The organism is Metabacillus hrfriensis, assembly GCF_030127205.1.
Lineage (GTDB): Bacteria > Bacillota > Bacilli > Bacillales > Bacillaceae > Bacillus_P > Bacillus_P dongyingensis.
Genome location: NZ_CP126116.1, coordinates 4,700,676 through 4,724,870, shown reverse-complemented (window position 1 = coordinate 4,724,870; position 24,195 = coordinate 4,700,676). Strand labels below are relative to the sequence as shown.

Genomic DNA, 24,195 nt, shown 5'->3' with positions numbered 1-24,195 from the left:
AAATATACAAGTGATTTTTTCATAACTATAATAAGTTTATATGTTTATAAGAAACTAGGGGGATTACAAAATTACTATGAAAAGAATGCTGTCGATTTTCATGATTTTATCTTTGCTTGTTACAATGGCATTGCCCTATACGGCAGCAGCTGAAGCAGGGACACTTATTGGGTTTCATTCGTATAAAAACACAGGGAAAGGGATTCAGTTATTGTGGACAGTAACATCGGTGTCCGTTGAACCTGAAACATTTATCCTGAAGAAAAATGATCAGGAGAATGGGATTGAAGCCAAGCTTGTAGATGAACTTAAAAATAGAGATGGTTCAACTGCGAGAACATACGAATACATTGATGAAGATGTAAAAGAAAAAGAAACGTATACATATCTTGTAAAGCTTGCCGGGGATGAATCCGTTCAGACAGAGGCGATTACTGTTGTGTACAAAAAAGGCAATGATGACAGCGGAACTTCTGTTAACCCAGGTGAACCAATTGTTGTCGATGATAAATTTATCTTAAATACAAGAGCTGAAGGCACATCTATTATCGTGTCCTGGCCAAAATACAATGTAACTGAAACAGTGGAATATCAATTGTTTCAGGACGGGAAATTTGTTCAGAGCTTCAGTGAGGCAGGTGAATACGTCTCTAAAGATTTAGCGCCTGACACAACCTACGCATTCACAATGAAAGTGATAGCGGGAGACAAGCTTCTCGATACAAAAGAAACAAGTGCTAAAACAGAAGAGGCGCAAAAACCAAACTACACGGTGTTCTTTTACCAAGTAAATGATTCATCGTTTGAAGCAAGCTGGTTTTTAGACGGCGCAGTTACTTATGATGTGTATTTAGACGGGAAATTAATGTTAGAGAAAACAAAAGAAACAGAAAATATCTTCACTGATTTGAAGGCAGCTACTGTTTATGAAGTGAAAGCGGCCGCATTAGATAAAGATGGAAAGATGATCAGCGAAGCAGCAGTTAAAGGAAAAACGAAGGATGCAGCTAAAGGTATAACGATTGAGTTTAAGGACAAAAACCTAAAGCTTGCCGTACAGGAGCAGCTTCGAATTCAAAGAGATGTCACGGAAAGTGATTTAGAAAAGCTGACTTATTTAAATGCTTCTCCATATGAAATCAAGGATTTGTCCGGACTTGAATATGCAGTGAATTTGCAGCATTTAGAACTTGCAGGAAACAGATTGAAAAGTATTGGAGCGTTAAAATCATTTGCCAAGCTCGAGTACCTGGATTTATCAATGTCTGGTGCAACTGATTTTTCACCGCTTAATTCTTTAACAAACTTACACAGTCTGCTGCTTGCAGATACAAGCTTCAAGGACCTTAAACACATTCAGAAGCTGACGAATTTAAAGCTTTTGGATTTAAGCTGGACAGGCGTGAAAGATGTGTCTGTTTTAGAGTCATTTCATCAGCTGGAGGAAATCAACCTGTCTTATACAGAGGTTAAGAGTATTAAGGTGCTGGCTAACCTTCCATCTCTTCAAAAGGTCATTATTTATGGATCTGGCTACATCGATATTCTTGATGAGACCGGCCTCTTTAAAGACTCTGTGGAATTTGTCTATGATGACAGCTTGAATATGTATATTAATCAAGTTAAGCCCGGAGATACAAACGCAGTTCTTGAATGGGATTATGAAGGCGAGGGGCGGATTGCTTCATATGAATTGACGCTCAATGAGAAAAAAGAAAAAATAGAAACAAGCAAAAAATCATACCGTTATGAAGCATCAGGCTTGAATCCGGATACTCAGTATTCTTTCTCCGTAAAAGCTTTTAATAAGGAAGGAAAGCTGATTGGTTTTACAAACGGTATGTTCTCTACTTTAAAAACGCCGTCTGGAGAAAAAGTGATTTTTGCAGATGCTAACCTTAAAAAAGCGATGAAAGAGTACTTTGGCTTTAAAAGGGACATCGTAGAAAGCGATATGGAGCATCTGACAGAGCTTGACCTGACGGGTGCTGAGATTCGTGATTTATCTGGCTTGGAAACAGCTAAAAATCTGAAAATGCTTGGCTTATCAGGGAATGATCTTAAAAACCTAAAACCTATTGAAAGCCTGACAGGAATGACGTTCCTTCTTTTGGACGGAAACCGTCTGCAGGATTTTTCATCGATAAAGAAATGGCCGAACCTGCAGTATTTAGACCTTTCTGATACAGGTATTAAAGATCTCTCTATCCTTGCTTCATTGAAAGAGCTGGGGACACTTGGTCTTGCTTATAATGAGCTGGAAGATCTTTCTGAAATGCCTGCGCTTGAGCAATTAAGTTCTCTTTATATAGGAGGCAATGACCTATCCTCACTTAACGGGATTGAAAGATTAAAAGGATTAACTGAACTCAGTCTGAGCGAAAATGAATCCCTTACAGGAATTGAAGAGCTTACTGCTCTAAAAGATCTGCAATACCTGGATCTTTCGTTAACATCGATAGAGAGCATACAGCCATTGCTTGCGCTTGATCATTTGGTTATGGTTTTCTTAATGGAAATAGAAACGCTTGATTTAACAGATGGATCAGAGGGTTTGGAAGTCATCACACAGCTCAGGGATAAAGGTGTCTATGTTGAGTATGAGTATGAGGAAGAAGAAGAGTTTTGGATTTATGCTTCAAGATCAACGGAAGACTCACTTGAAATCTCTTGGGATTACTTTGGGGAAGAAGAACTGGATCATTACAAAGTACTAGTCAATGGTGTAGTAATAGCAGATAAAGTAGACGGCTATGAGTACAGTTATTGGATCAGAGGTCTTGAGCCTGAGACATCTTATGATATTGAGGTACAAGCTTATGATTCGGATGGTGAACTGGTTGCCAGCGCAGAAACCACTGAAACAACAGAGTCGGCTCCAACAGGTCCTGTTGTAAAATTCAAAGACAGTGCTTTAAGAGATGTCATAAAAGAACAGCTTGGATTAATCCGTGATGTCCGCGCGAGCGATATGGAGCGTCTTCAGGATTTATTCCTTGCAGATATGGATATTAAAGATTTGACAGGCTTGGAATATGCGTCAAATTTAATGTTTGTGTATCTTATAAACAATGAGTCAGAACTGGATTTATCTCCGCTAAGCGGTCTGTCATCACTAGCAGACTTGCATATCGAAAACACGAAGCTGAAAAGCTATGAAAAGATTGCAGAAATAGAAAGCCTGGATTCCCTCTCGATTAGAAGTAATCAGCTTAAAGATCTTTCATTTTTAAAGGGTATGGAACAGCTTAATTATCTTGATCTTTCACATAATAAGATCCGCGACATCTCCGTTCTATCTAATTTAAATGAATTAGAAGGCTTAGTACTGAACGAAAATCAGATCGAGCATTTAGGAGTTGAAGGTTTAGAAGGGCTCCTAACCTTAGAAATGTCCAAAAATCCTCTCAAAGATTTAACTGGATTAGAAAGATTTGAGTCACTGGAAACTGTCACATTGGAAAGAACAGACTTAACAAATATTGATGAGCTGTTGGATCTTGAAGCCTTGAGCCTGGTCTCTCTCTACGGAATCAATACGCTTGATTTGTCCTCCGGATCAGTTGCTGGTATGGTCGTTCAGGAATTGAGAGAGAGAGGCGTCACAGTCCAGATAGACAGTACGAACTATCCTGAGATCCATATTAATGATGTGACTCAGCATACCATTGCCTTCTCGTGGGATAAAATGTTTGAAGGAACAGATGGTTCTTATACAGTAATCGTTGACGGAGTGTATACAGGAGAAGAAGAGCCTCTGCCTGCATCAAAAACATCATACGAGTTAAAAGATTTAGAGCCTGGTACGACATATCTCATTGAAGTTTATGGGGAAAATGAAGAGTTTGGAAATTTTGCATCGATGGAAGTAACGACTCTTCCTGAAGACGAAGAAGGGATGAAGCAGGCTGAGCTATATCTGATAAATGAAGCTGACCGGCCAGTTGACGAAGCTGAGTTTATGCTAGCTGGACTTGATGAAAACAATGAAGACATTGTATATGATGGCTACTCTGATGAAAATGGCAAGCTGATTGATGACTTTCAGGCAGCTGATGGGGAATTCAATCTGAAAGCCGGTGCCTACAGCCTCTTTGTTTACAGTGAAGGCGTCGAGTACGAATATGAATTTGAAATTGAATTAGATCAAGACTATATGAAAAATCCGCTGCGGTTTGTTTTAGGTAATGATAAGCCTGTGACAGGAGAGACACCGGAGTCTGGAGAAGAAGCTCCGGATAAGGAAGAGCAGCCGGAAAACGAAAGCGGAAATCAGCCAATTTTGCCAGAGAAAGCAAAACCTGCTTCTGGCATTAGGGAGAATGAACTTCCGAAGACAGCAACAACGATGTATCAGTCAGTCTTTTTTGGAACAATCCTTATAATGGCAGGTGCTGCCTTGTATGCAGCTCGTCGAAAAAAGGTGTAAATAGGAAGCAAAAGACAGCGGAAACGCTGTTTTTTTGTTGGCTATCATCGAATGAGGAAACAATTTGTAACATACTTGTAAACTGTCTGACTATTAAACTGTTATATAATAGGAAAGGGTAAAAACATCATAGGAGAATGGTATGAAGCGAATAACTATTACAATGTTGAGCTGTCTCAGTCTTTTGATGATTCTTTTGATCTCTCAGCCTAAAGAGGCAGAAGCAGGGACAACAAGCAGAATCTATGGTCAGGATCGTTATGAAACGTCAGTAGCAGTTTCAAATAAGACCTTTCCAAACGGCACATCCAATGTCGTTATTGCAGTCGGAAACAACTACCCTGATGCTTTAGCAGGAGGACCGCTTGCTTACAAGTTAAATGCGCCAATCCTTCTAACGGGAAAAGACGCAATGTCTGCAGCAATTACTATTGAAATTACAAGATTAAATGCTAAAAATGCATACATACTTGGTGGTGAAAGTGCAGTCTCTGCAGCAGTAGCCGGCAAACTGAAAAATATGGGCCTTACTGTAACCCGTATATCGGGCCTCGATCGCTACGATACATCTGTAGCCATTGCAAAGAAATTAAAATCATTGGGAGCTGCATCTACAACAGCCTTTATTACAAACGGAAGCAATTTCCCAGACAGTCTTTCAGTATCTGCGGTTGCTGCGAGGCAGGGCTCACCCATCCTGCTGGTTAAGAAGACAGGCGTTCCAACGTCAGTGAAAAACTATGTAAATGGTTTTACTAAATCATATGTAATCGGCGGAACAGGCGTTATTGCATCGGGTACAGCTTCCCAATTGCCGAACCCTGAAAGAATTGCAGGAGCGAACCGCTATGACACATCAGCAAAGGTAGCCACTAAGTTTGCAAGCTTCTCTGCGTCGCGTGCCTTACTTGTGTCTGGTAATACGTATGCTGATGCATTAACAGGTTCTATCTATGCAGCAAAGCAAAACATTCCTATGCTTCTTACAAATCAATCAACCCTTCCAGCTGAAATTGGAAAATTAATCGATACTAAAAATGTACAGACCGTCACCGTGATCGGCGGATCGAGTGCAATCAGCAACAGTGTGCTTACCTCGATTTATTTTCCAGTAGACAAGCTTATTGAAACGGCAAAATCCCTGCAAGGCGTGCCTTACAAATACGGAGGCACAACAACATCAGGATTTGACTGCAGCGGGTATACACAATATGTTTTTGACAAGCATGGAGTGGATCTTCCGAGAACTACGGTTGATCAATGGAATGAAGCTACAGTAGTAGCCGTTCCGGAAAAAGGCGACCTCGTATTCTTTGAAACGTATAAAGCAGGCCCTTCGCATGTAGGAATATTTATCGGGAATAATGAGTTTATCCATGCCAGTTCTTCAAAAGGTGTAACGATATCCACCATGGATAACGTATACTTTGAACCGCGTTACTTAGGCGTGAAAAGTGTGATTAATTAAGCAGTGAGCACTCTCACTGCTTTTTATTATAGAAAGAATAGTAAAATATTGATAAATTAATAATAATTTCCCTTTAATTCTCTTGCAGGTTCTTATATAGATAACTATGATAGAATGTAGAACTTTGTAGATTTTGGAGGAACTTTGACATGAGTAAAGTAATTACAATGTGTGTCATAATCTTAACGGTATGCGCACTTGTACTAGGCAACTATCATTGGAAGCAGAAAATAAGCTCAGCTCAAGAACAGCAGATAGATTCTAAATCAGAAAAACCGGCAGCAAAAGAAGAACAGCCAGAGTGGATGGCCAAAGCTGCTAATCTGCCGGCACCGATAAAAGAAAAAATGAAGCTTGCAAAAGAAAACGGCAAACCATTAAAAATCGTGGCAGTTGGTTCAGAGAGCACTTCTGTACAGAGCACAGGCTGGCCGGCATTATTGCAAACGAATCTACAGAAAGCATATGGGGAGGAAATGTTCACTCTTCAAGTTTTATCATATCCTGAGGGAACAACCAGAACATTTATCAATGAAAATCATGGTGAAGAAGTCAATAAACTTCAGCCGGATATCCTATTATTTGAACCATTTTCCTTAAACGATAATGGAAATGTTGGTCTGACAAATACTTTGCAGAATTTTAATGGAATTATCTCTGGCTTTAAAGAAAAGAACCCCAAGACATTCATCTATATTCAGCCATCTCATCCAATCTTCAATGCAACCTTTTATCCAAAAGAAGTGGCTGCTTTAAAAGAGCTTGTAAAAGAAAAAGGGCTGACATACCTTAATCATTGGGATAACTGGCCAGATCAGAAAGACGAAAAAATAAAAAATCTGCTGAATGAAGATCAAGCAGCACCAAATGAGGAAGGAAACAAGATCTGGGCAGAATACTTAACAAACTACTTTGTGAAAACCACGGAATAGATCCTATAAAAAGGGATCTATTTTTTTATCTAATTTTGGAAACTAATACAAAACCTGTTGGATTATGTTAAGATTTTACTAGAATCTAAATTTTGGAGGCAATGTACGTGTATTTAAAAAAAATCACCCTTTTCATGTTTATGTCAGTTGTTTTCGTTTTTCTGCTCCCGTCACTGTCTCAGGCCAGCACGCCTGATTTTAATAGCGTGCAGCAAAAAGTCAGTCAGAAGTGCAAGTATAATCCGCAAACAGAATACGGGAAGTTCATTCCTTATCAAACAGGAAATTGTCTTTTGACGAATGCTGCCTTGGAGCTTGAAGTTCCTGCGGAAATTGTAAAAGCTGTTGCGACTAAAGAAAGCATTGACTGGCAGCAATTTAAAAACGGAGAACCTATTCTATCTGGCGATGGCGGTATAGGCATCATGCAGATAACGGTATACCCTGCAGCAGATGAAGAAAATTTGAAAAAGAATGCGATTTTTAATATCTACTCAGGGGTTAAGAGATTAAAAGACTACCTGACTGTACCTGTCGGCTCCAATCAATCTGCACCTCTCGTGCAAAAGGACGATCCAGCTGCATCATATCTTGAAAGATGGTATTTCTCTGCCTTGCGGTACAACGGAATCAAGCCTGAGAACAGTCCTCTCGCAATATGTGAAGGGAATGGGGAAAGAAATTCTGGAGCTTATCAAGAAGAACTATTTGAACTGATTAAGACTGATGAAGGCAAAGGGATACAGGATATCAATACTAAGATTGCCTTAATTGATATGAAGCCTGCAGACTTCACTTATACTTGTAAAACTAGTGAAAATATTACTTTCAATAAAACAGATTTTAAACTAAATGCTCAAATGACAGAAACAAAGCATCTTTTTAATAAAAACGATACTCTTATCACGTTTAATGAAGATGCCGCAGATCCAAAAATTCGTCAGGGCGCAACTGGGTCTTCTCCTGTAGTTAAAGCAGGAAAAGGGATTGTTGTAAAACCCACTGGGGAATTTGTTTATGACAGCAGTGCCGGTTCATCCAACCATTTCGTCTGGTATCCAGTTCAGGTGAAAGATTCACAAACTAAAGGATATGTAGCATCCAGTTATTTAAAACGTATTTTAACGAGATTGGAAGGCGCGAGCCGCTATCATACAGCTGCAGAAATCTCTAAAGAGGGCTGGAAGCAGTCAGATACAGTGGTTCTTGCGACAGGAAGAGATTTTCCCGATGCTTTATCAGGAACGCCTTTAGCTGCAAAATATCATGCACCTCTTCTGTTAATAGACGGCAAATCAAAAACCATTCAATCAAAGAACAATCTTCCGGCTAAACAAGAAATCACAAGATTAGGAGCCAAAAAGGTTATTATTCTTGGCGGAAATGGTGCAATACCATTAGAGGTAGAAGGCGAACTTCGGGGATTAGGCTTATCAGTTACCCGTATTTCAGGATCTAATCGATTTGAAACTTCAGCTAAAATAGCAGAAAGTCTGCCTTCCACTACAGCAATTGTTGCCACAGGAAGAAATTTCCCTGATGCTATATCTGTTGCGGCTTATGCATCTAAAAAAGGCTACCCAATTCTGCTCAGCGAAGTGGACACGATCCCTGAAAAGATTAAAAAGTCATTAACAACAATATCTAAGACAGTCGTAATCGGAGGGGAAAATGCCATTTCAGCTAAAGTATTTAATGAGCTGAAAAGCAAAAATGCAATAAGAATCAGCGGTAAAAATCGATATGAAACAAGCATACAAGTTGCCCAGCAATTAAAACTGGGGCAAAACGAGATTTTCACAGCAAGAGGAGATCAATTCCCGGATGCACTTTCGGGAGCGGTTCTCGCCTCAAAGAATAATGCATCTGTTCTGCTTGTAAATGATACATCATCAAAAACTTTAATCGACAAGTATCAATCGGCTACTATTCTTGGCGGACAGGGAGCAGTAAATGCTGACATCGAAAAAGAAATGATCAGCCTATTAAAAAATTAAACTCTGCTGCTAGACATAGACTGTCAGGTCCTCATCTGACAGTCTTTCTGCATTTTATAAAGAATTTAGTAAAATAAAAATAATTCCCCGGGAAAAGTGTTGAAAAATGCCTGAGAAAAGTCGAACGGCATCAGGACTTTTGCCCCTCCCTTCAAAATCTATTCCAATATACAAATCAATGGATATTTATAATCTTTGTTTAGACGCAGAGCTGTCATCATTTTTTATCTGTTTTTCACTTTAAAACACTGATGCATCAATGTATAACGAGCATCTTAAGGTCCTGGTTTTTGTCGGAATTTGTCCTTAGCACACTAGTGAATAAAAGTTTTCGTAAATATTTGACTATTCAATATTTTACAAATAAAATGAAAGAGTAAATAATTTCTATATATGTTAAAGGAGGGATAAATTAGTATTTTTTTAGTGAAACACACTGCTAAATTACTAGGGGGGTCAAGTAGTTGAAGGTTAAACTGAAAAGATCGGTATTTTTACTGTTCGCGTTCTTGCTGGTTTTCTCAAATGCAGCATTAGCAGCGGTTCCGACACCGCAAAAGGGAAATGCCAATACTGAGGTTAAGAAAAATGCCGGCAAGCAATCTATTAAAAAATCAGACGCTGAAAAACAATATAAGAGTACGGACAAAGTTCGTGTAATTGTCGAAGTCGAGGGCGAGCCCGCAATTACATATGCAACAAAGCAAGGAAAGAAATTCGGTGCTCTTGCAAAATCAAAGCAGGAAGAGCTGAAAGCAAACGCTTTGAAGGAGCAAAAAGCGGTTAAAAACCAAATCGCTACTAAAAGCATCGGAATGAAATTCGAGCAGGAGTTTACAACTGTAGTCAACGGCTTCTCCGGAGAAGTTGAATATGGAAAGATCGCTTTGCTTGAAAAGTTAACAGGCGTTAACAAAGTAACGATCGCTCATGAATACGATCGTCCGGCTGCAGAACCTGAAATGAAATACAGTAAAGACTTAGTGGAAGCACGCGAGTCTTGGGATTTAGGCTATGACGGTGAAGGAATGATCGTAGGTATCATCGATACAGGGATCGATCCAAGTCACAGAGACATGATTCTAAGTGAAGATACAGTTCCTGCTTTAACAGAAGGTTCTGTAGGAGATGCTGTTTCAGACCTTAACTTGCCAGGAAAGTTTTACACAGAAAAAGTGCCTTATGGTTATAACTATATGGACGAAAATGAAGAAATTCTTGATTTAGGACCAGGTGCATCGATGCATGGAATGCACGTAGGGGGAACGGTTGGCGCAAATGGAGATGAAGAAAACGGCGGATTAAAAGGCGTGGCTCCCGAGGCACAGCTTTTAGCTCTGAAAGTTTTCGGAAATGATCCTGAAATGCCTTCTACATGGAGCGATATCTATGTGAAAGCAATTGATGATTCCATTCAATTGGGGGCAGATGTATTGAATATGAGCTTAGGCTCAACAGCATCATTCGTGCTGCCTGAAGATCCTGAGCAGCAAGCTATTGCAAGAGCAGTTGAAAACGGAGTGGTCATGTCTGTTTCTGCAGGTAACTCAGCTCATTTAGGAAACGGCTGGGCAAATCCTTATGCAAGCAATCCTGATGTGGGATTAGTTGGATCTCCGGGTCTTTCTTATGATTCCCTGCAGGTTGCTTCCATTGAAAACTCAACAATTGATCTTGATGCGATGAAAGTTCAAGTAGACGGCGCTGATTTTGGAACTATTGGGTACCAAAAACAGGACGGACCGAAATTCCTTGATAAATTCAAAGGTCAAAAGCTTGATATTGTGTATGTAGGAGATGGACAGCCTGCACAATATGAAGGGAAAGATGTAAAAGGTAAAGTTGTCTTTGCCGTTCGTACAGGGGGATATTTCTATGCAAATATCCAGAAAACGGCTGAAGCACAAGGCGCTGCCGGTGTAATCATCCGCGGATTGCCTGCACATGGCGACTATGTAAGCATGGCTTTAGACAAACCTTCGATTCCATTAGTTTCTTTAAGCATTGCAGATGGTAATGCCCTTGAAGCTCAAGCGAAGGAAGGCAAGAAACTTGAAGTGACATTTGGAGATGACAAAGTAGCTGCTCCAAATGCTGATGCAGGAAAAATGTCTGCCTTTACATCATGGGGAGTGACTCCTAATCTTGATTTCAAACCTGAAATCACAGCTCCGGGCGGAAAAATCTTATCTACATTCAATGATAATCAGTACGGAATTATGAGCGGAACGTCGATGGCTGCACCTCATGTGGCTGGAGGATCTGCGATTGTGCTTGAGCGCGTAGACGAGTTATTCAATTTAGAAGGTGCAGATCGTGTCCTTATGGCGAAAAACATCTTAATGAATACATCTCAGCCTGTTATCGATAAAGGATTGGTTAATGACGCTTTTAAATGGGAACTTCCTTATTCTCCTCGCCGTCAAGGTGCGGGATTAATGAAACTCTATTCTGCACTTAATACACCTGCAGTTGTAACAGAATCAAAAACAGGTGAAGGAAAAGTGGCATTGAAAGAAGTTGGAGATAAAGTGGAATTTTCGCTTGATCTTAAAAACTTCAGTGACAAAGCCGTTTCTTATGACGTAAAAGCAAATGTTCAAACGGATTTCGCCAATAAGGGATCTCTCGGATATGACTATGATGAGCTTGAAACACAACAATTACTAGATGCTGTTATTAAAGTAGACGGCAAGGACACTGCAAAAGTAGAAGTTGCTGCCGGGGAAACAAAAACAGTAAAAGTCACACTTGATACTGAAAATGCAAAAGTCTTAGGGGATGACTTTGAAACTCCTGTACCAGTGAAGGATGTCTTCAAAAACGGTTACTTTGTAGAAGGATTCGTGACATTCTCTGCTGAAGGTTTATCACAGCTTACCGTACCTTATGTAGGCTTCAATGGAGACTGGGGTAAAGCTCCAATTCTTGATGCGATGAACTTTGATGCTGAAAACGAAACTTTCTATGGGATTTCTGGAGTTGTAGCAAAGGATGGCGAAGACTTCAATTTCCTTGGATATGATGCGTTTAACGAAAAAGTTCCATTCGATGGAAGCAAAATTGCGATTTCTCCGAATGGCGACGGCAGCAATGACCAGTTAATACCGGTTCTTTCATTCCTGCGAAACGCTAAAGAGGTAAAATACAATGTTCTTGATGAGAACAAAAAACAATTGCGTACTATTCGCACGGAACTTGAGGTGCGCAAGCATTACTATGATGCAGGCTCAGGTTCAATGTACACGCTAAATCCTGCAAACCAATGGGATGGAAAGGTGAAAAACGCTCTTGTAAAAGACGGTCAATATTACTTTGAAATTGCTGCAGCTGTAGATTATGCAGGGAAAGCGCCTCAAAAGGTTCACGTTCCTGTTATCGTGGATACAGTTCAGCCAACTTTAAATGCCGAATTTAAAGATAATAAAGTAACATTTGGTGCAGCGGATGAGCGTTCAGGAGTTGCATACATTGATGTTCTTGTTAACGGCCAATCTGTCGTTGGCAAAGATAAAGAAGGAAATCCATTAACACTTGCGCCAACAACAACGGAATTCAAGCTTGAGAATCTTGTGACAGGTTCAACTGTAACGGTTCTTGCAGTAGACAATGCAGGCAACACATCTGCAAAAGAGTTCAAAGGTGTGAATGATGGGACAATTCCATCAATCATTGCCGAGCTTCCTGAAGCCCTCGGAACATATGATACGAATGAAGTTCCTGTAAAAGGCTATGTAACAGATGAGTCTAAAGTGACTAACTTCACGGTAGACGGCCAATCAGTTGAATTGAAATGGAATGCTGAAACAAAACGCTATGAGTTTGAAACGACTCTTACACTAGAAGATGGATTCCATAAAATCAGAATTGCAGGTTCAGATGAAGCAGGCAACGAAATTTCTTTCTTAAAGCAATTCTTCGTTGACACAACTGCACCTGAGCTATCTGTAAGTGCACCTGCAAGTGTAAGTGCTGCTGCAGAAAAAGCAACAATTACAACAAATGTTTCGGATAATTTTGATGAGCTTCGGGTGGCTGTTGACGGGGACGAGGTCTTCTACAACATGCTGAGAGAGCCATATGAAATGAGAGGCATTGAGAAAGAAATCAAGACAGAAGTTGCGCTTCAGCCGGGTGAAAACACATTCATGGTAGAAGCGACTGACTTAGCTGGCCACAAAACAGTTAAAGAAGTAAAAGTATACCGCGGAGATGATAAAGTTAGCCGCATCAGCGGAGAAAACCGCTATGAAACAGCAGCAGCCATCAGCTCTGGAGGCTGGGAGAGCTCTGAGCTTGTCTTCCTTGCAAAAGGACAGGAATTTGCTGATGCATTGGCAGGTGTACCGCTTGCAGCTCAATATGATGCTCCAATATTATTAACAGATTCAAAAGGGTTATCAGGAGCTGCAAAAGCTGAGCTTGAAAGGCTGGGTGCAGAAACAGTTGTGATCCTTGGCGGAACAAGCGCTGTTTCTGTAAAAGTAGAAGATCAATTAGAAAATATGGGTCTTGAAGTAGACCGCATCTTCGGTAAAGACCGATGGGCAACTGCCGCAGCAATTGCTAAAGAAGTCGCTCCGGATGGTTCAGAAGATGCAGTTGTTGTAAACGGAACAAGCTTTGCAGATGCTCTGGCTGTTGCTTCTTATGCAGGTCAGTACGGTATGCCGATCGTATTGTCTCAAAAAGATAAACTTCCTGCTGCATCAAGTAAGGTTCTTGAAGAACTGGGAGTTGAACATACATTGGTAGTCGGAGGCCAAGTGGCTCTGTCTGACAGTGTGTATAAAAAACTTCCAGATGCTGAAAGAGTGTATGGAAAAGACCGCTATGCAACAAGCGTAGCGCTTGCAGATTACTTTGAGCCATCATTAGATGTGGTATATGCCGCAACTGGGCAAAACTTTGCAGATGCATTGGCGGGAGCAGGATTAGCTGCTAAGCATGAAAGCGGAGTAATCCTTGTTGGCAAAACCTTATCTTCAGAAGTTAAAAATTTCTTCGGAGGCAATGAAATTGGACAAGTGAAAGTGTTTGGAGGAAAAGGGGCTGTATCTGATGAGGTCCTTACTGAGATTCATAAATTGATCCAATAAAAAATTCAATTACCTTCCAGCTGCTGGGCTTATTGGCTCGGCAGCTTCTTTTTGCTTATCTGACAAAAGATCTATGTCCTCTAATGCCTTAATGCCTAATTAGCGTTAATGGACATAATCTTATAAGAATGAGAGATTGCGGGTGCTATAATAGGAGAGTAGTAGCGAAAATTGTAGAAAAAGGGGAGTGAATGATGAAAAGCAGCAAGTCATGGGCACTGGGCGTCTTTCTATTTTTAATGCTCTTATTTGCCCCGAATACGGGTTTTGCTGAAAAAGTCCTTGTTATTGATCCTGGTCATGGAGGGAAATTCAGCGGTACATGCGGTTTAACTGGGAACACGACTGGTTTTTGCGAGAAAAAAGCCAATCTGATTGTGTCGCAAAAAGTGAGAGATTACCTTATAACTAGCGGCATTAAAGTTTATTTAACAAGAGATACGGATATGGAATTTGCACCATATTTGAAGAAAGCGGACGGTAGTACAGATGGCGGTGACTTCGATCTCAGAATGCAAAAGGCGAACAGTTTTGCAAAAGGAAATAATGATAACAGCGTATTTATTTCCATTCACCATAATGCTCATCCAAGCAACCCCTACGTAAAAGGATACGAAACCTACTTTTATAATGGCGTAGACCACGCTAAGGAAGAATATCCTCACGATCCCCTGCAAATCAGATACTTAGCAGATAATCAGCGTTTAGCAGGTGAAATTCATCCGGCTGTTTTAGCTAAATTAGGTTCAATCGACAGAGGAATTGCCGATGATCAAAGCTTCTATGTCATCCGCAATGCACAAATGCCTGCTGTCTTGGTGGAAATGGGCTACATGACCAATCGTGAAGAAGAAGCACGAATTAAAACGTCAGATTTTCAAAATAAGGCAGCTCAAGCCATCGCTTCGTCCGTCGTGAATTACTTTAAAGTCTATGAAGTATACGATTCCGGCAATCATAAATTATTAACGACGAAATCGAAGGATCAGGCGCTGCAATTTGCCAAAAAACAGACGAAACCAGTCAGAGTGTTTGATAAGTATGCTCAAAAAGATATCTATAAAACAAGCACTCTATATGAAGTGCACCACAGAACGAATGGAAAATTAGGAGAGTTCTATACATCAAGCGAAGCTATGGCTTTTGCACAACGCTACAGGAATACGAGACTAGTCTATAAAAGCAACGGCTTTACCCTTTGGTCGAACTTCCTGCCTAAAAAATATGATCTCTATGTAAATGGTGCAAAGAAAGCAGGCTACGTCGATTTTGAGCACGCACGTTACATTGCAGGAAAAAATGCGCCAAATGCGAGAGTTGTAAATAATATTTCAGGTGAAGTAGTATTCACAAATATCGCAAACGATAAAGTTACAAGAAAGCTGCCATTAACGAAATTAGTTGGTGCAGATCGTTATCAAACAGCAATCAATGTTTCTAAGAAAATGTATCCTGCAGGTTTTGCAGACAGTAAACCGGATAAAACCATCATTATTGCAACAGGCACAGGATATGCTGATGCATTATCAGCAGGTCCCCTATCAAGAAAGCACGGGGCAGCGCCAATCCTTTTAGTAAAAGGAACTGGAATGGATTCTTACATAACAAATGAAATCACCCGTCTAAAAGCAAAAAAAGCGATCATCATTGGCGGTGAGGGTGCCGTCTCTAAAGGTATTGCCGCACAGCTTCAATCAATGCATCTGACGGTTGAAAGAGTAAGCGGAGCGAATCGTTTCGAGACAAATCAGCTTATTCTAAATCAAATCGGAAATGTAGATGGCTACTTTGTCACATCAGGACGAAACTATGCGGATGCTCTTGGCACAGCGCCTATAGCTGCTCAGAAAAACTGGGCCATTATGCTGTCCGATACAAATAGTCTTTCAAGTGAGGCAAGAGTGAAACTTAAAGGCAAGCAGGCTCTTATTCTTGGAGGAAATAGCGTTCTCACTTCAAATATTGATACTCAGGTAAAAAATGCAGCTCCAGCAAGCTATGCACGTTTAGCTGGTAAAGACCGCTATGAAACACTTGCAAAAGTACTGTGGCGTTTTGATCCATATCTAAACTCAGATTCTATTTTAGTATCAACCGGAGCAAACTTCCCGGATGCATTAACAGCAGCACCTTTATCATTAGTGACAAAGGCACCGCTGATCCTGGCAGGTTCAACGTTTAACAAATCCCTGGAAACATACATCATGGAATATGGCGGCAAGCATCATATGAAGGAAGTTACGCTTATCGGCGGAGCTGTACCTGATGTGATAACAGGCGAGATTTTCAACAGAGTAAGATAATTCAGATTGATTCGGGCCCACATAAGCCCGAATCTTTCTTAAGTTAAGGATGATTAAAATGAAAAAAATGCTGTCTGTTTTTTCTCTAATTCTCTTATTTTTAGCAGGATGTGCAGCAAGTGAAGAAGAGGCAGGAAAGCAAGAGGAGCAGAAAGAGAAGAAAGCTTCAGTGACTGAACCTATTGATAAAGAAGAACCAGTTAATAAAGAGTCTGATCAAACTCAAACATCGTCAAAAGAAGAACCTGATCAAGAAAAGGCAGAAGAAAATGATCAGAATTCAAAAGGTGAAACAGAAGTAAGTTCAGAAGAAAAAACGGAAAAGCCTAAAGAATCTCCAGAAAATACCGATAAAAAAATGGAGAGTGAACAAAGTACGGCAGGTCCATTTTTGGAATATCGTCCTGAGACGGGAGCAAAAAAACAATTTAAAGAAGGCGGTGTCGTTTTACTCACAGAAAATGTAGTGGCAGCTAATGAAGAGTTTGTTCAAATTGCCCTGACATTGGGTGACTCAACAACCACTCAAATTTTTAAATGGACAGGTTCCGAAATTACCCTCGTATATGAGGAGCGTGATCTGCAGGATCATTCTGTCAGCCTGCTGGATTCATTTGAACCGAATATGAATGAAAAGCTGCTGGGCGATGGTGCGGATTGGAAACTGCTTGAAAAATCAGCTGCAGTTGAAACAGATTACGGAAAACTGAAAAATGTTTTCGTCATTCAGAAAATATCAAATGAAGTAGTAGACGAGGAAACCATTTTCACAAGATATTATGCTCCTAAACTCGGACTCGTAAAAGAAGATTTCGAACTTACCGGAGAAAATGGGTACAAGGGTGAGTCAAGTTTGTCTTCTGTGGAATAAACTGCTAATGCTAGAAGCTCTCAATCTATCATAGCGGAGGAACTACTTTTGAATAAGGCTTTTATGTCAATTGTTGCATTAACTCTATTCTTTTTGTTTGCGGAAGAAAATGCGTTTGCTGCTAATAGTAATCCTTCAGAAGTGTCTGTTAATCTCAAACACTATGTCGGCAATGCCAAGGAAGTGACGGTATTGGTTGAAGGTGAATACTATTTGTCCGGAGAAAATGATTTTAAATTAAAAGAAGGCAATACCTATAAAGTCAAAAATGAAAATGGCGCATTGGTCTTGTATAATGGCAGCGTTAAGAAAAAGACTCTAAACAGTTCTGCAGCGTTTATGCCTGCAAAATACGGTACAGGAAATTATATGAAGATCAATGGCCGTTCTTATTTAGGCACGATGAAATTCAAGGTTGAAAACAGTCAATATGTCCGACCGGAAAATGAGCTGCCTCTTGAAGATTATTTAAAAGGGGTTGTACCGGGCGAAATGCCTGCAAGCTGGTCTGTTGAGGCATTAAAAGCTCAAACTGTAACAGCTAGAACGTACGCATTAAAAAGAATGAACCAAACGATTGATGATACGGTGAGCTTTCAAAAATATGAAGGGTATATTTGGACATCTTCCCTTTATAACAATACGAATGAAGCGGTAAACCGCACAAAAGGCCAAGTTCTGAAGATAAATGGGAGCTTGATTGACGCACTGTACAGTTCAAGCAACGGCGGAAAAACAGAAAATAATGCAAATGTATGGACGAGCGGAACACCGCTTTCTTATTTCCCTGCAAAAAATGATCCGTATGATCCTAGAGTAAGCTGGACAATCAGAATGAACGAATCACAAATTGACCCGGCATTGCTTGATTTAACAAAGCCAGGCTATTGGTGGGGAACGGTCAAAGAAAAAGACGCAAAGTATTCAAACAATATTAAGACTTGGTTAAAAACAGACAAAAACTTCACTGGCAAAGACCTCAAAATTGTTAAAGTGACGAAGCTTGCTGTTTCTAATGAAAAAACAAGCGGAGATCGACGTAAAACAGGAAGCTACCGCATTGAATTTTATGTCAAAAATGCAAATGGCACCTATCAAATGAAAGACGGCAAGATTGAAACCGTCGTTAAAGAAGGTACAAACGTTAACGTCTCTACCCTTCGCTCTATGTTCGGCACTGTGGATTTCAAAAGTCATCTGATTGATTCGCTGACATATGAAAAAGGTGTCTATACGTTTAATGGCCGAGGGTTTGGCCATGGAGTCGGAATGAGCCAGTACGGCGCAAAGGCAATGTCCGATCAAAACCAAAACTACATGGAAATCACCAATTTCTATTACCCTGGCACAAACTATGATAATTATATCGATCAAGCCGTTGAAGAAATTGAAGGCGAAGATCGCTATGAAACAAGTGCAGCCATTGCCGAGTTCGGCTGGTCATCTGCAAACACGGTCTTTATCGGCAGAGGAGACAACCCGGTAGATGCATTAACGGGAAGCGTCCTTGCAAAGAAATACAACGCACCACTGTTATTATCAAATCCTAATCAATTATCTGAGTCAGTTAAAAAAACATTAGCGAATCTGAATCCTGCATCCATCTATATTCTTGGCGGCAAATCAGCTATCTCGGACGCAGTTGAAGCCGAACTTAAGGCAATCGCTGCAAATGTTCACCGCATCAGCGGTTCAACACGGTATGATACGGCAGCTGCTGTGGCAAAACAAGCAGGCCACTCAGGCTCGATCTTTATCACATCCGACAGCAGTGACTCACCGGATGCTTTATCGATTGCATCGTATGCAGCTGCTGAACAGATGCCGATTCTTTACACAAAAACTTCTGCTGTTCCAAAAGCAGTAACGGATTTTATAAGAGGCAGCGGTGTACGCAAAGTAACGATTGTCGGCGGCGAGACAGCAGTCTCAGCAAGCGTTCAAACACAGCTTGAGGCTTTAGTAGGTCCAGGCAATGTTGATCGCGTTTACGGAAAAAACCGCTACGAAACCAGCGTGAATATCGTGAAGAAATACAATCTGGACAATCGCAAAGTCTTCTTTGCAAGAGGTACAGAATTTATTGACGCACTTCCTGGATCCGTACTCGCAGCGAATAATCGCGCACCAATAATTCTAGTGGAAAAAGATACAGTTCCAGTGCCTGTCGCAAGTTACATTTATGATCACATGACATTCATTCCGCATATTCATTACCTTGGCGGAAAAGGAGCCATCTCAGAGCAAACTCGCAGCAGTCTGCAAAACTGGTTTCTTCAATAAAAGTTATTAATAAAAACTGGCCCTAAAATCGTTGAAAAGCGAATTAGGAGTCAGTTTTTTTATTCTTTCAGAAATGATGCCGTTTTTTAATAATGTTGAGGCCTAGCTCAAATCTTTCTTACTATACGAAAAGCTATCTAACTATCCGGAACGGAACCGGGATCTTCCTATCGGAAAGGCCGATCTCATTATCCGAAACAAACCCGGACTGATCTGCCGGGTCATTATCTGCCATGCCTGCGCTGAACGAGGCGATTCCGGTTTTCGTGCTGTCCAGCTCCACCTCCTAACTCCTCGGCCAGAACGGCTCCGCCAGTAAAGGCAAAAAGCGCCTTTTCTGTCGGATCCTTATCTGTCTGTCGGAGCTAAACAGTCGGTTCCGCATTTCGTGTTTACCAAACATTTATAAAACGTTAAAGGAATAGACTGTATAGATGTTGTAATATAAGGAGAGAGACTTTTGACATAATCAGGGGGTAGACACATGTATGTGAAAAAAGCGATCATACCGGCTGCGGGTTTGGGAACAAGGTTTTTGCCTGCTACGAAGGCCCAGCCTAAAGAAATGCTTCCTATAGTTGATAAACCTACCATTCAATACATCATTGAAGAAGCGGTTGCTTCCGGAATTGAAGATATCTTAATTGTTTCAGGACGAGGAAAAAGGGCGATTGAAGATCATTTTGATAAATCCTATGAACTTGAAGAGACCCTAATTAAAAAAGAGAAATGGGATTTGCTCAGCAAGGTCCAGGGCATTTCAGAGCTTGCCAATATTCATTACATTCGTCAAAAAGAGCCTCTTGGTCTTGGGCATGCCATTTATTGCGCCAGAAGATTCATCGGCAATGAACCTTTCGCTGTTATGCTTGGAGACGACATTGTTCAGTCTGACGTTCCTTGCTTAAAGCAGTTAATTGATGTTTATGATCGATTTCAAAGCACGGTAATCGGAGTGCAGAATGTGAAGCCTGAAGATGTTTCGAAGTATGGAATTGTAAGCTATGATCAACAAGAAAAAAAGGCTGACAATGTTTATAAAGTGAAAGATTTAGTAGAGAAGCCAAAACGGGAAGATGCCCCATCTAATACAGCTATTTTAGGACGATATATCCTGCGTCCAGAAATTTTTGATATTCTCGCAATGCTTAAACCTGGTTCGGGCGGAGAAATTCAATTAACAGATGCTTTAAAAGAGCTTGCCCATAAAGAAGAAGTAACGGCATATCATTTCATCGGCAAAAGATATGATGTCGGAGACAAGCTTGGCTTTATTCAGGCGACAATTGATTTTGCCATGGATAACGATGAGCTGAGAGAAGATATTCTGCAGTACATAAAAAATAAAGTGGCAAATAGTTAGAGAGAGGTCAGGGGATTATGCAGTGAGAATATCAGTTGCTGGAACTGGATACGTCGGGCTGGTCACGGGTGTATGCTTAGCTGAGATCGGCCATAAGGTAACGTGTGTGGATATCGATGTTAAGAAAGTCGCACTGCTGAATAATGGAGTGTCTCCTATTTATGAACCGGGTCTAGAGGAATTAATGAAGAAAAACGTTCAAACAGGAAGGTTGGCTTTTACAGCAGATTCAAGCTCTGCGTATGGGGAAAGCGAAATCATCTTCATTGCTGTCGGGACGCCTGAAAATGAGGATGGTTCTGCTAATTTGACTTATGTTGAAGCGGCTGCTGTTCAAATCGCTGAACAGATTCAAAACGATGTGATTATCGTCGTTAAGAGCACTGTTCCCGTCGGCACGAATGAACATATTCTTGAGATTGTTAATCAGCATAAGCAGCCATCGATCCATGCGGAAGTCGCTTCTAATCCTGAATTTCTCAGAGAAGGCTCTGCTATCCATGATACTTTTCACGGAGATCGCATCGTCATTGGATCACGCTCGGTGTTTGCTGGGGATACGCTTGAAGAAATCTATAAACCGCTTGGTATTCCTGTAGTACGGACGGATATAAGAAGCGCTGAAATGATTAAATATGCGGCTAATGCATTTTTGGCTACAAAAATCAGCTTTATCAATGAAATTGCCAACATCTGCGAAAAATTAGGTGCGGACATTGAAGATGTGGCAGAAGGCATTGGCAAAGACGCCAGAATTGGATCACAATTTTTAAAGGCCGGAATCGGATATGGCGGCTCATGTTTTCCAAAAGATACGAAAGCGCTCGTCCAGTTAGCGGGCAATGTGCAGCATAAGTTTGATCTGCTGAATTCAGTCATTACCGTAAACAATCGCCAGCCGCTAAAATTAATCGAGTCTGCCAAAAAGCATTTAGGTTCTCTTGAAGGTAAAAAAATCGCTCTTCTCGGTTTAGCCTTCAAACCTAATACAGATGATGTCAGAGAAGCTGCTTCGCTTGTGATTGCGAAGGAGCTGGTTAAGGAAGGTGCGGTCGTGACAGGGTATGATCCGATTGCTCTGAATGAAGCTCGGAAGGTTTTAAAGGAATCGATCACATATAGTGACAATCTTGCTGAAGCAATCACGAATGCGGACGCTGCTTTTATTGTGACCGAGTGGGATGAAGTCTGTACGGTTCCTATGAACATCTATAAGGAAAAAATGAGCAGCCCAATCCTGATTGATGGAAGAAACATCTATCGGCTGAGAGATATTCCTGAATGGATGACCTATGTATCCGTCGGACGCAAAGAGATGATCAAAACGAACTAATGAGGGCTGTTCTTAAGTGTTGAATCACACTTGAGGACAGCTTTTTTCTATTTTTTTCTCCCAAACCTCCAGATACTGTCCAAAATCGGAAAATACTTGCCGGAATAGCTTTTTTACTTGCTGTACCAAATGAAATACTGGCCGATTGCATCACTTTACTTTCTTTTTTTCAACTATCTCCAAATTAACATCCATACATTTTTTTCTAAATAACCCTAAAGATTTCCCGGATTCACTCGATATATAAGCTGAGCAGGCTGTGCGGAAAGTCCCGGGCAGTTGTGCCAGTTTACAAACATCCGGGAGGAAATAATTGAATGAAAAAGCTTTTAACCAGTGTGATTGCCGTTTTTTTACTTGCTGCAGGAATGATTGAATTTTGGACGCCTCAAAAAGCAGAAGCCTCAACTGTTCACTTTACATACTATGCGAAAAATGAGTTTGAATCTCGGACCGGCCCTGGAGACCGCTTCCCAAAAGCCGGAAGAGTCGAATTTCAAACAGCCTTTAAAGTGAAAAAAGGCGGAATCAAAGGCGGTTGGGCGGAAATTCAGCTAAGCGGAAGAACCATGTATGCAAAGGCTGAAGATATTACGAATAAAAAGCCTTCACAGCCAGTTTGCTTTAACTATTACACCAAGGAACCTGTGAGTTTTTACGGAGGAAGAGGGACTCAGTCGAAAAGATACGGTTCAATTGCAGAGGATGCTGTCATTAAGGTTGCTAAAGGAACGGTTCTGAATGGCTGGGTGGAAATCCATCATAAAGGAACAAAGTATTATGCTGATTACTCAAAACTGACATCAGCACAGCCAGTATTCTTTACATACTATGCCGTTAAAGATTTCACTTTATATAATGAGAGAAATACAAAAACACCAAAGACGAAAATTGCGCCAGGTTCTGTTGTGAAAGTTAAACAAGGCAGTGTCATCAAAGGCTGGAGCAGAATCGAATACAATGGAGTTAAAGGGTATGCACCATACAGCAGCATCTCCAGTAAGCCTAAATATTTCACTTATTACGCAAATAAAAACACTAGCATTTACAGTTCGAAAAGCACAGCTTCTTCAGTACTTGCTAACTTGACAAGAAATGGTCAAATGAAAATCAGACAGGGCGGCATTTCAAATGGATGGGCTGAAGCCGATTACAATGGCAAGACAGGATATTTAAAATCATCAGATATTGTAAATAAGCCAGTTGCTGCAGAAGAAATTACACCCGAGGAACTAAAGTACTATGTACGCGAGAACTTGAGTCTTCGCTCTCAAAAAAGTACAAGCTCTTCCATCATCCTGACAATCCCGCAAGGAAAAGAAGTTAAAGTGCTGAATCCCTCAGAGCTTAAGGATGATTGGGCATCGGTTATGTTTAATGGGAAAACAGGATATGTCTCAGCCAAATATCTAACCCTCGAGCCTATAGCTAAAGAAACAGAGCTGAATAAAGTGATTGTTCTCGATCCTGGTCACGGAGGAAAAGATCCGGGAGCTATCGGGAATGGCCTGCAGGAAAAAGATATTACCCTTGCAGTCGGAAAGCTAACAGCGGATAAGCTTAAGAAACTGGGCTACGACGTTCATATGACCCGAACAGATGACACTTACCTTTCTTTAAATGAACGCACCGATTTCTCATACAGCAAAAGCGCCGGCGTATTTGTCAGCATTCATATGAATTCAAGCACAGCTCCCTCGGCCAATGGAACGGAAACTTTTGCAACAAACGGCAGCTCAAGCTTTAGTACGGCATCCATGACGGATAAAGAAAAAGCGGACAGTGCAAAGCTTGCAGCCTTTATCCAGTCAAGATTGGTTAAGGCGTTAGATACGAGAAATCGTGGAATAAAGGAAGAAGCTTTTTATGTCATTGATAAAAATTATACGAGATCTGTCCTGATTGAAATGGGCTTCATTTCGAATAAAAATGATGCTTCTATCTTTAAAACAAACGATGGCAAGGATGGAGCAGCTGAGGCTATTGCACAGGGAATTAACGACTTCTATCAATGGAAGAAAAATAACTAATACCTTAAGCCTGCAATCTTCGTTTTTGATTGCGGGCTTTTTTTATGGTTGTTAACGAAAGACACTTTTCGATATAATAAGTAGGGC

Annotated in this window: 11 protein-coding genes; all 11 read left to right on the top strand. The window is 40.7% G+C overall.

The features are described from left to right. Window positions 1–76 precede the first annotated feature (76 nt). The 11 genes from QLQ22_RS23380 (at window position 77) to QLQ22_RS23330 (ending at window position 24,108) form a co-directional block, all read left to right on the top strand. Window positions 77–4,429 carry a leucine-rich repeat domain-containing protein gene (locus QLQ22_RS23380; RefSeq protein ID WP_284015670.1) on the top strand — a complete coding sequence of 1,451 codons (4,353 nt, stop codon included), beginning with the start codon at window positions 77–79 and terminating at the stop codon, window positions 4,427–4,429. Between the two features lie 142 nt (window positions 4,430–4,571). Then, the gene (locus tag QLQ22_RS23375) at window positions 4,572–5,897 is read left to right on the top strand and encodes a cell wall-binding repeat-containing protein (RefSeq protein ID WP_284015669.1); all 1,326 of its coding nucleotides are present in this window, start codon (window positions 4,572–4,574) and stop codon (window positions 5,895–5,897) included. 149 nt (window positions 5,898–6,046) lie between these two features. After that, the gene (locus tag QLQ22_RS23370; RefSeq protein ID WP_284015668.1) at window positions 6,047–6,829 is read left to right on the top strand and encodes an SGNH/GDSL hydrolase family protein; all 783 of its coding nucleotides are present in this window, start codon (window positions 6,047–6,049) and stop codon (window positions 6,827–6,829) included. Between the two features lie 107 nt (window positions 6,830–6,936). Further along, window positions 6,937–8,826, top strand: a complete 1,890-nt coding sequence (locus QLQ22_RS23365; RefSeq protein WP_223438497.1) for a cell wall-binding repeat-containing protein — start codon at window positions 6,937–6,939, stop codon at window positions 8,824–8,826. A gap of 464 nt (window positions 8,827–9,290) precedes the next feature. Next, on the top strand, window positions 9,291–13,925 hold the full coding sequence (locus QLQ22_RS23360) for a cell wall-binding repeat-containing protein (protein ID WP_284015667.1): 4,635 nt from the start codon (window positions 9,291–9,293) through the stop codon (window positions 13,923–13,925). Window positions 13,926–14,119: 194 nt separating this feature from the next. Further along, window positions 14,120–16,228: a cell wall-binding repeat-containing protein gene (locus tag QLQ22_RS23355; RefSeq protein ID WP_284015666.1), complete on the top strand. Its 2,109-nt coding sequence runs from the start codon at window positions 14,120–14,122 to the stop codon at window positions 16,226–16,228. A gap of 58 nt (window positions 16,229–16,286) precedes the next feature. Continuing rightward, window positions 16,287–17,099, top strand: coding sequence for a hypothetical protein (locus QLQ22_RS23350; RefSeq protein ID WP_223438491.1), 813 nt, complete (start codon window positions 16,287–16,289; stop codon window positions 17,097–17,099). A gap of 48 nt (window positions 17,100–17,147) precedes the next feature. After that, entirely contained in the window at window positions 17,148–19,382 is a 2,235-nt protein-coding gene (locus QLQ22_RS23345) for a SpoIID/LytB domain-containing protein (RefSeq protein WP_252207591.1), read from the top strand. Window positions 19,383–19,866: 484 nt separating this feature from the next. Beyond that, window positions 19,867–20,745 carry a UTP--glucose-1-phosphate uridylyltransferase GalU gene (gene galU / locus QLQ22_RS23340; protein ID WP_284015665.1) on the top strand — a complete coding sequence of 293 codons (879 nt, stop codon included), beginning with the start codon at window positions 19,867–19,869 and terminating at the stop codon, window positions 20,743–20,745. Between the two features lie 22 nt (window positions 20,746–20,767). Next, window positions 20,768–22,078 carry a UDP-glucose dehydrogenase family protein gene (locus tag QLQ22_RS23335; protein ID WP_284015664.1) on the top strand — a complete coding sequence of 437 codons (1,311 nt, stop codon included), beginning with the start codon at window positions 20,768–20,770 and terminating at the stop codon, window positions 22,076–22,078. Window positions 22,079–22,395: 317 nt separating this feature from the next. Continuing rightward, the gene (locus QLQ22_RS23330; RefSeq protein WP_284015663.1) at window positions 22,396–24,108 is read left to right on the top strand and encodes an N-acetylmuramoyl-L-alanine amidase family protein; all 1,713 of its coding nucleotides are present in this window, start codon (window positions 22,396–22,398) and stop codon (window positions 24,106–24,108) included. Window positions 24,109–24,195: the final 87 nt, after the last annotated feature.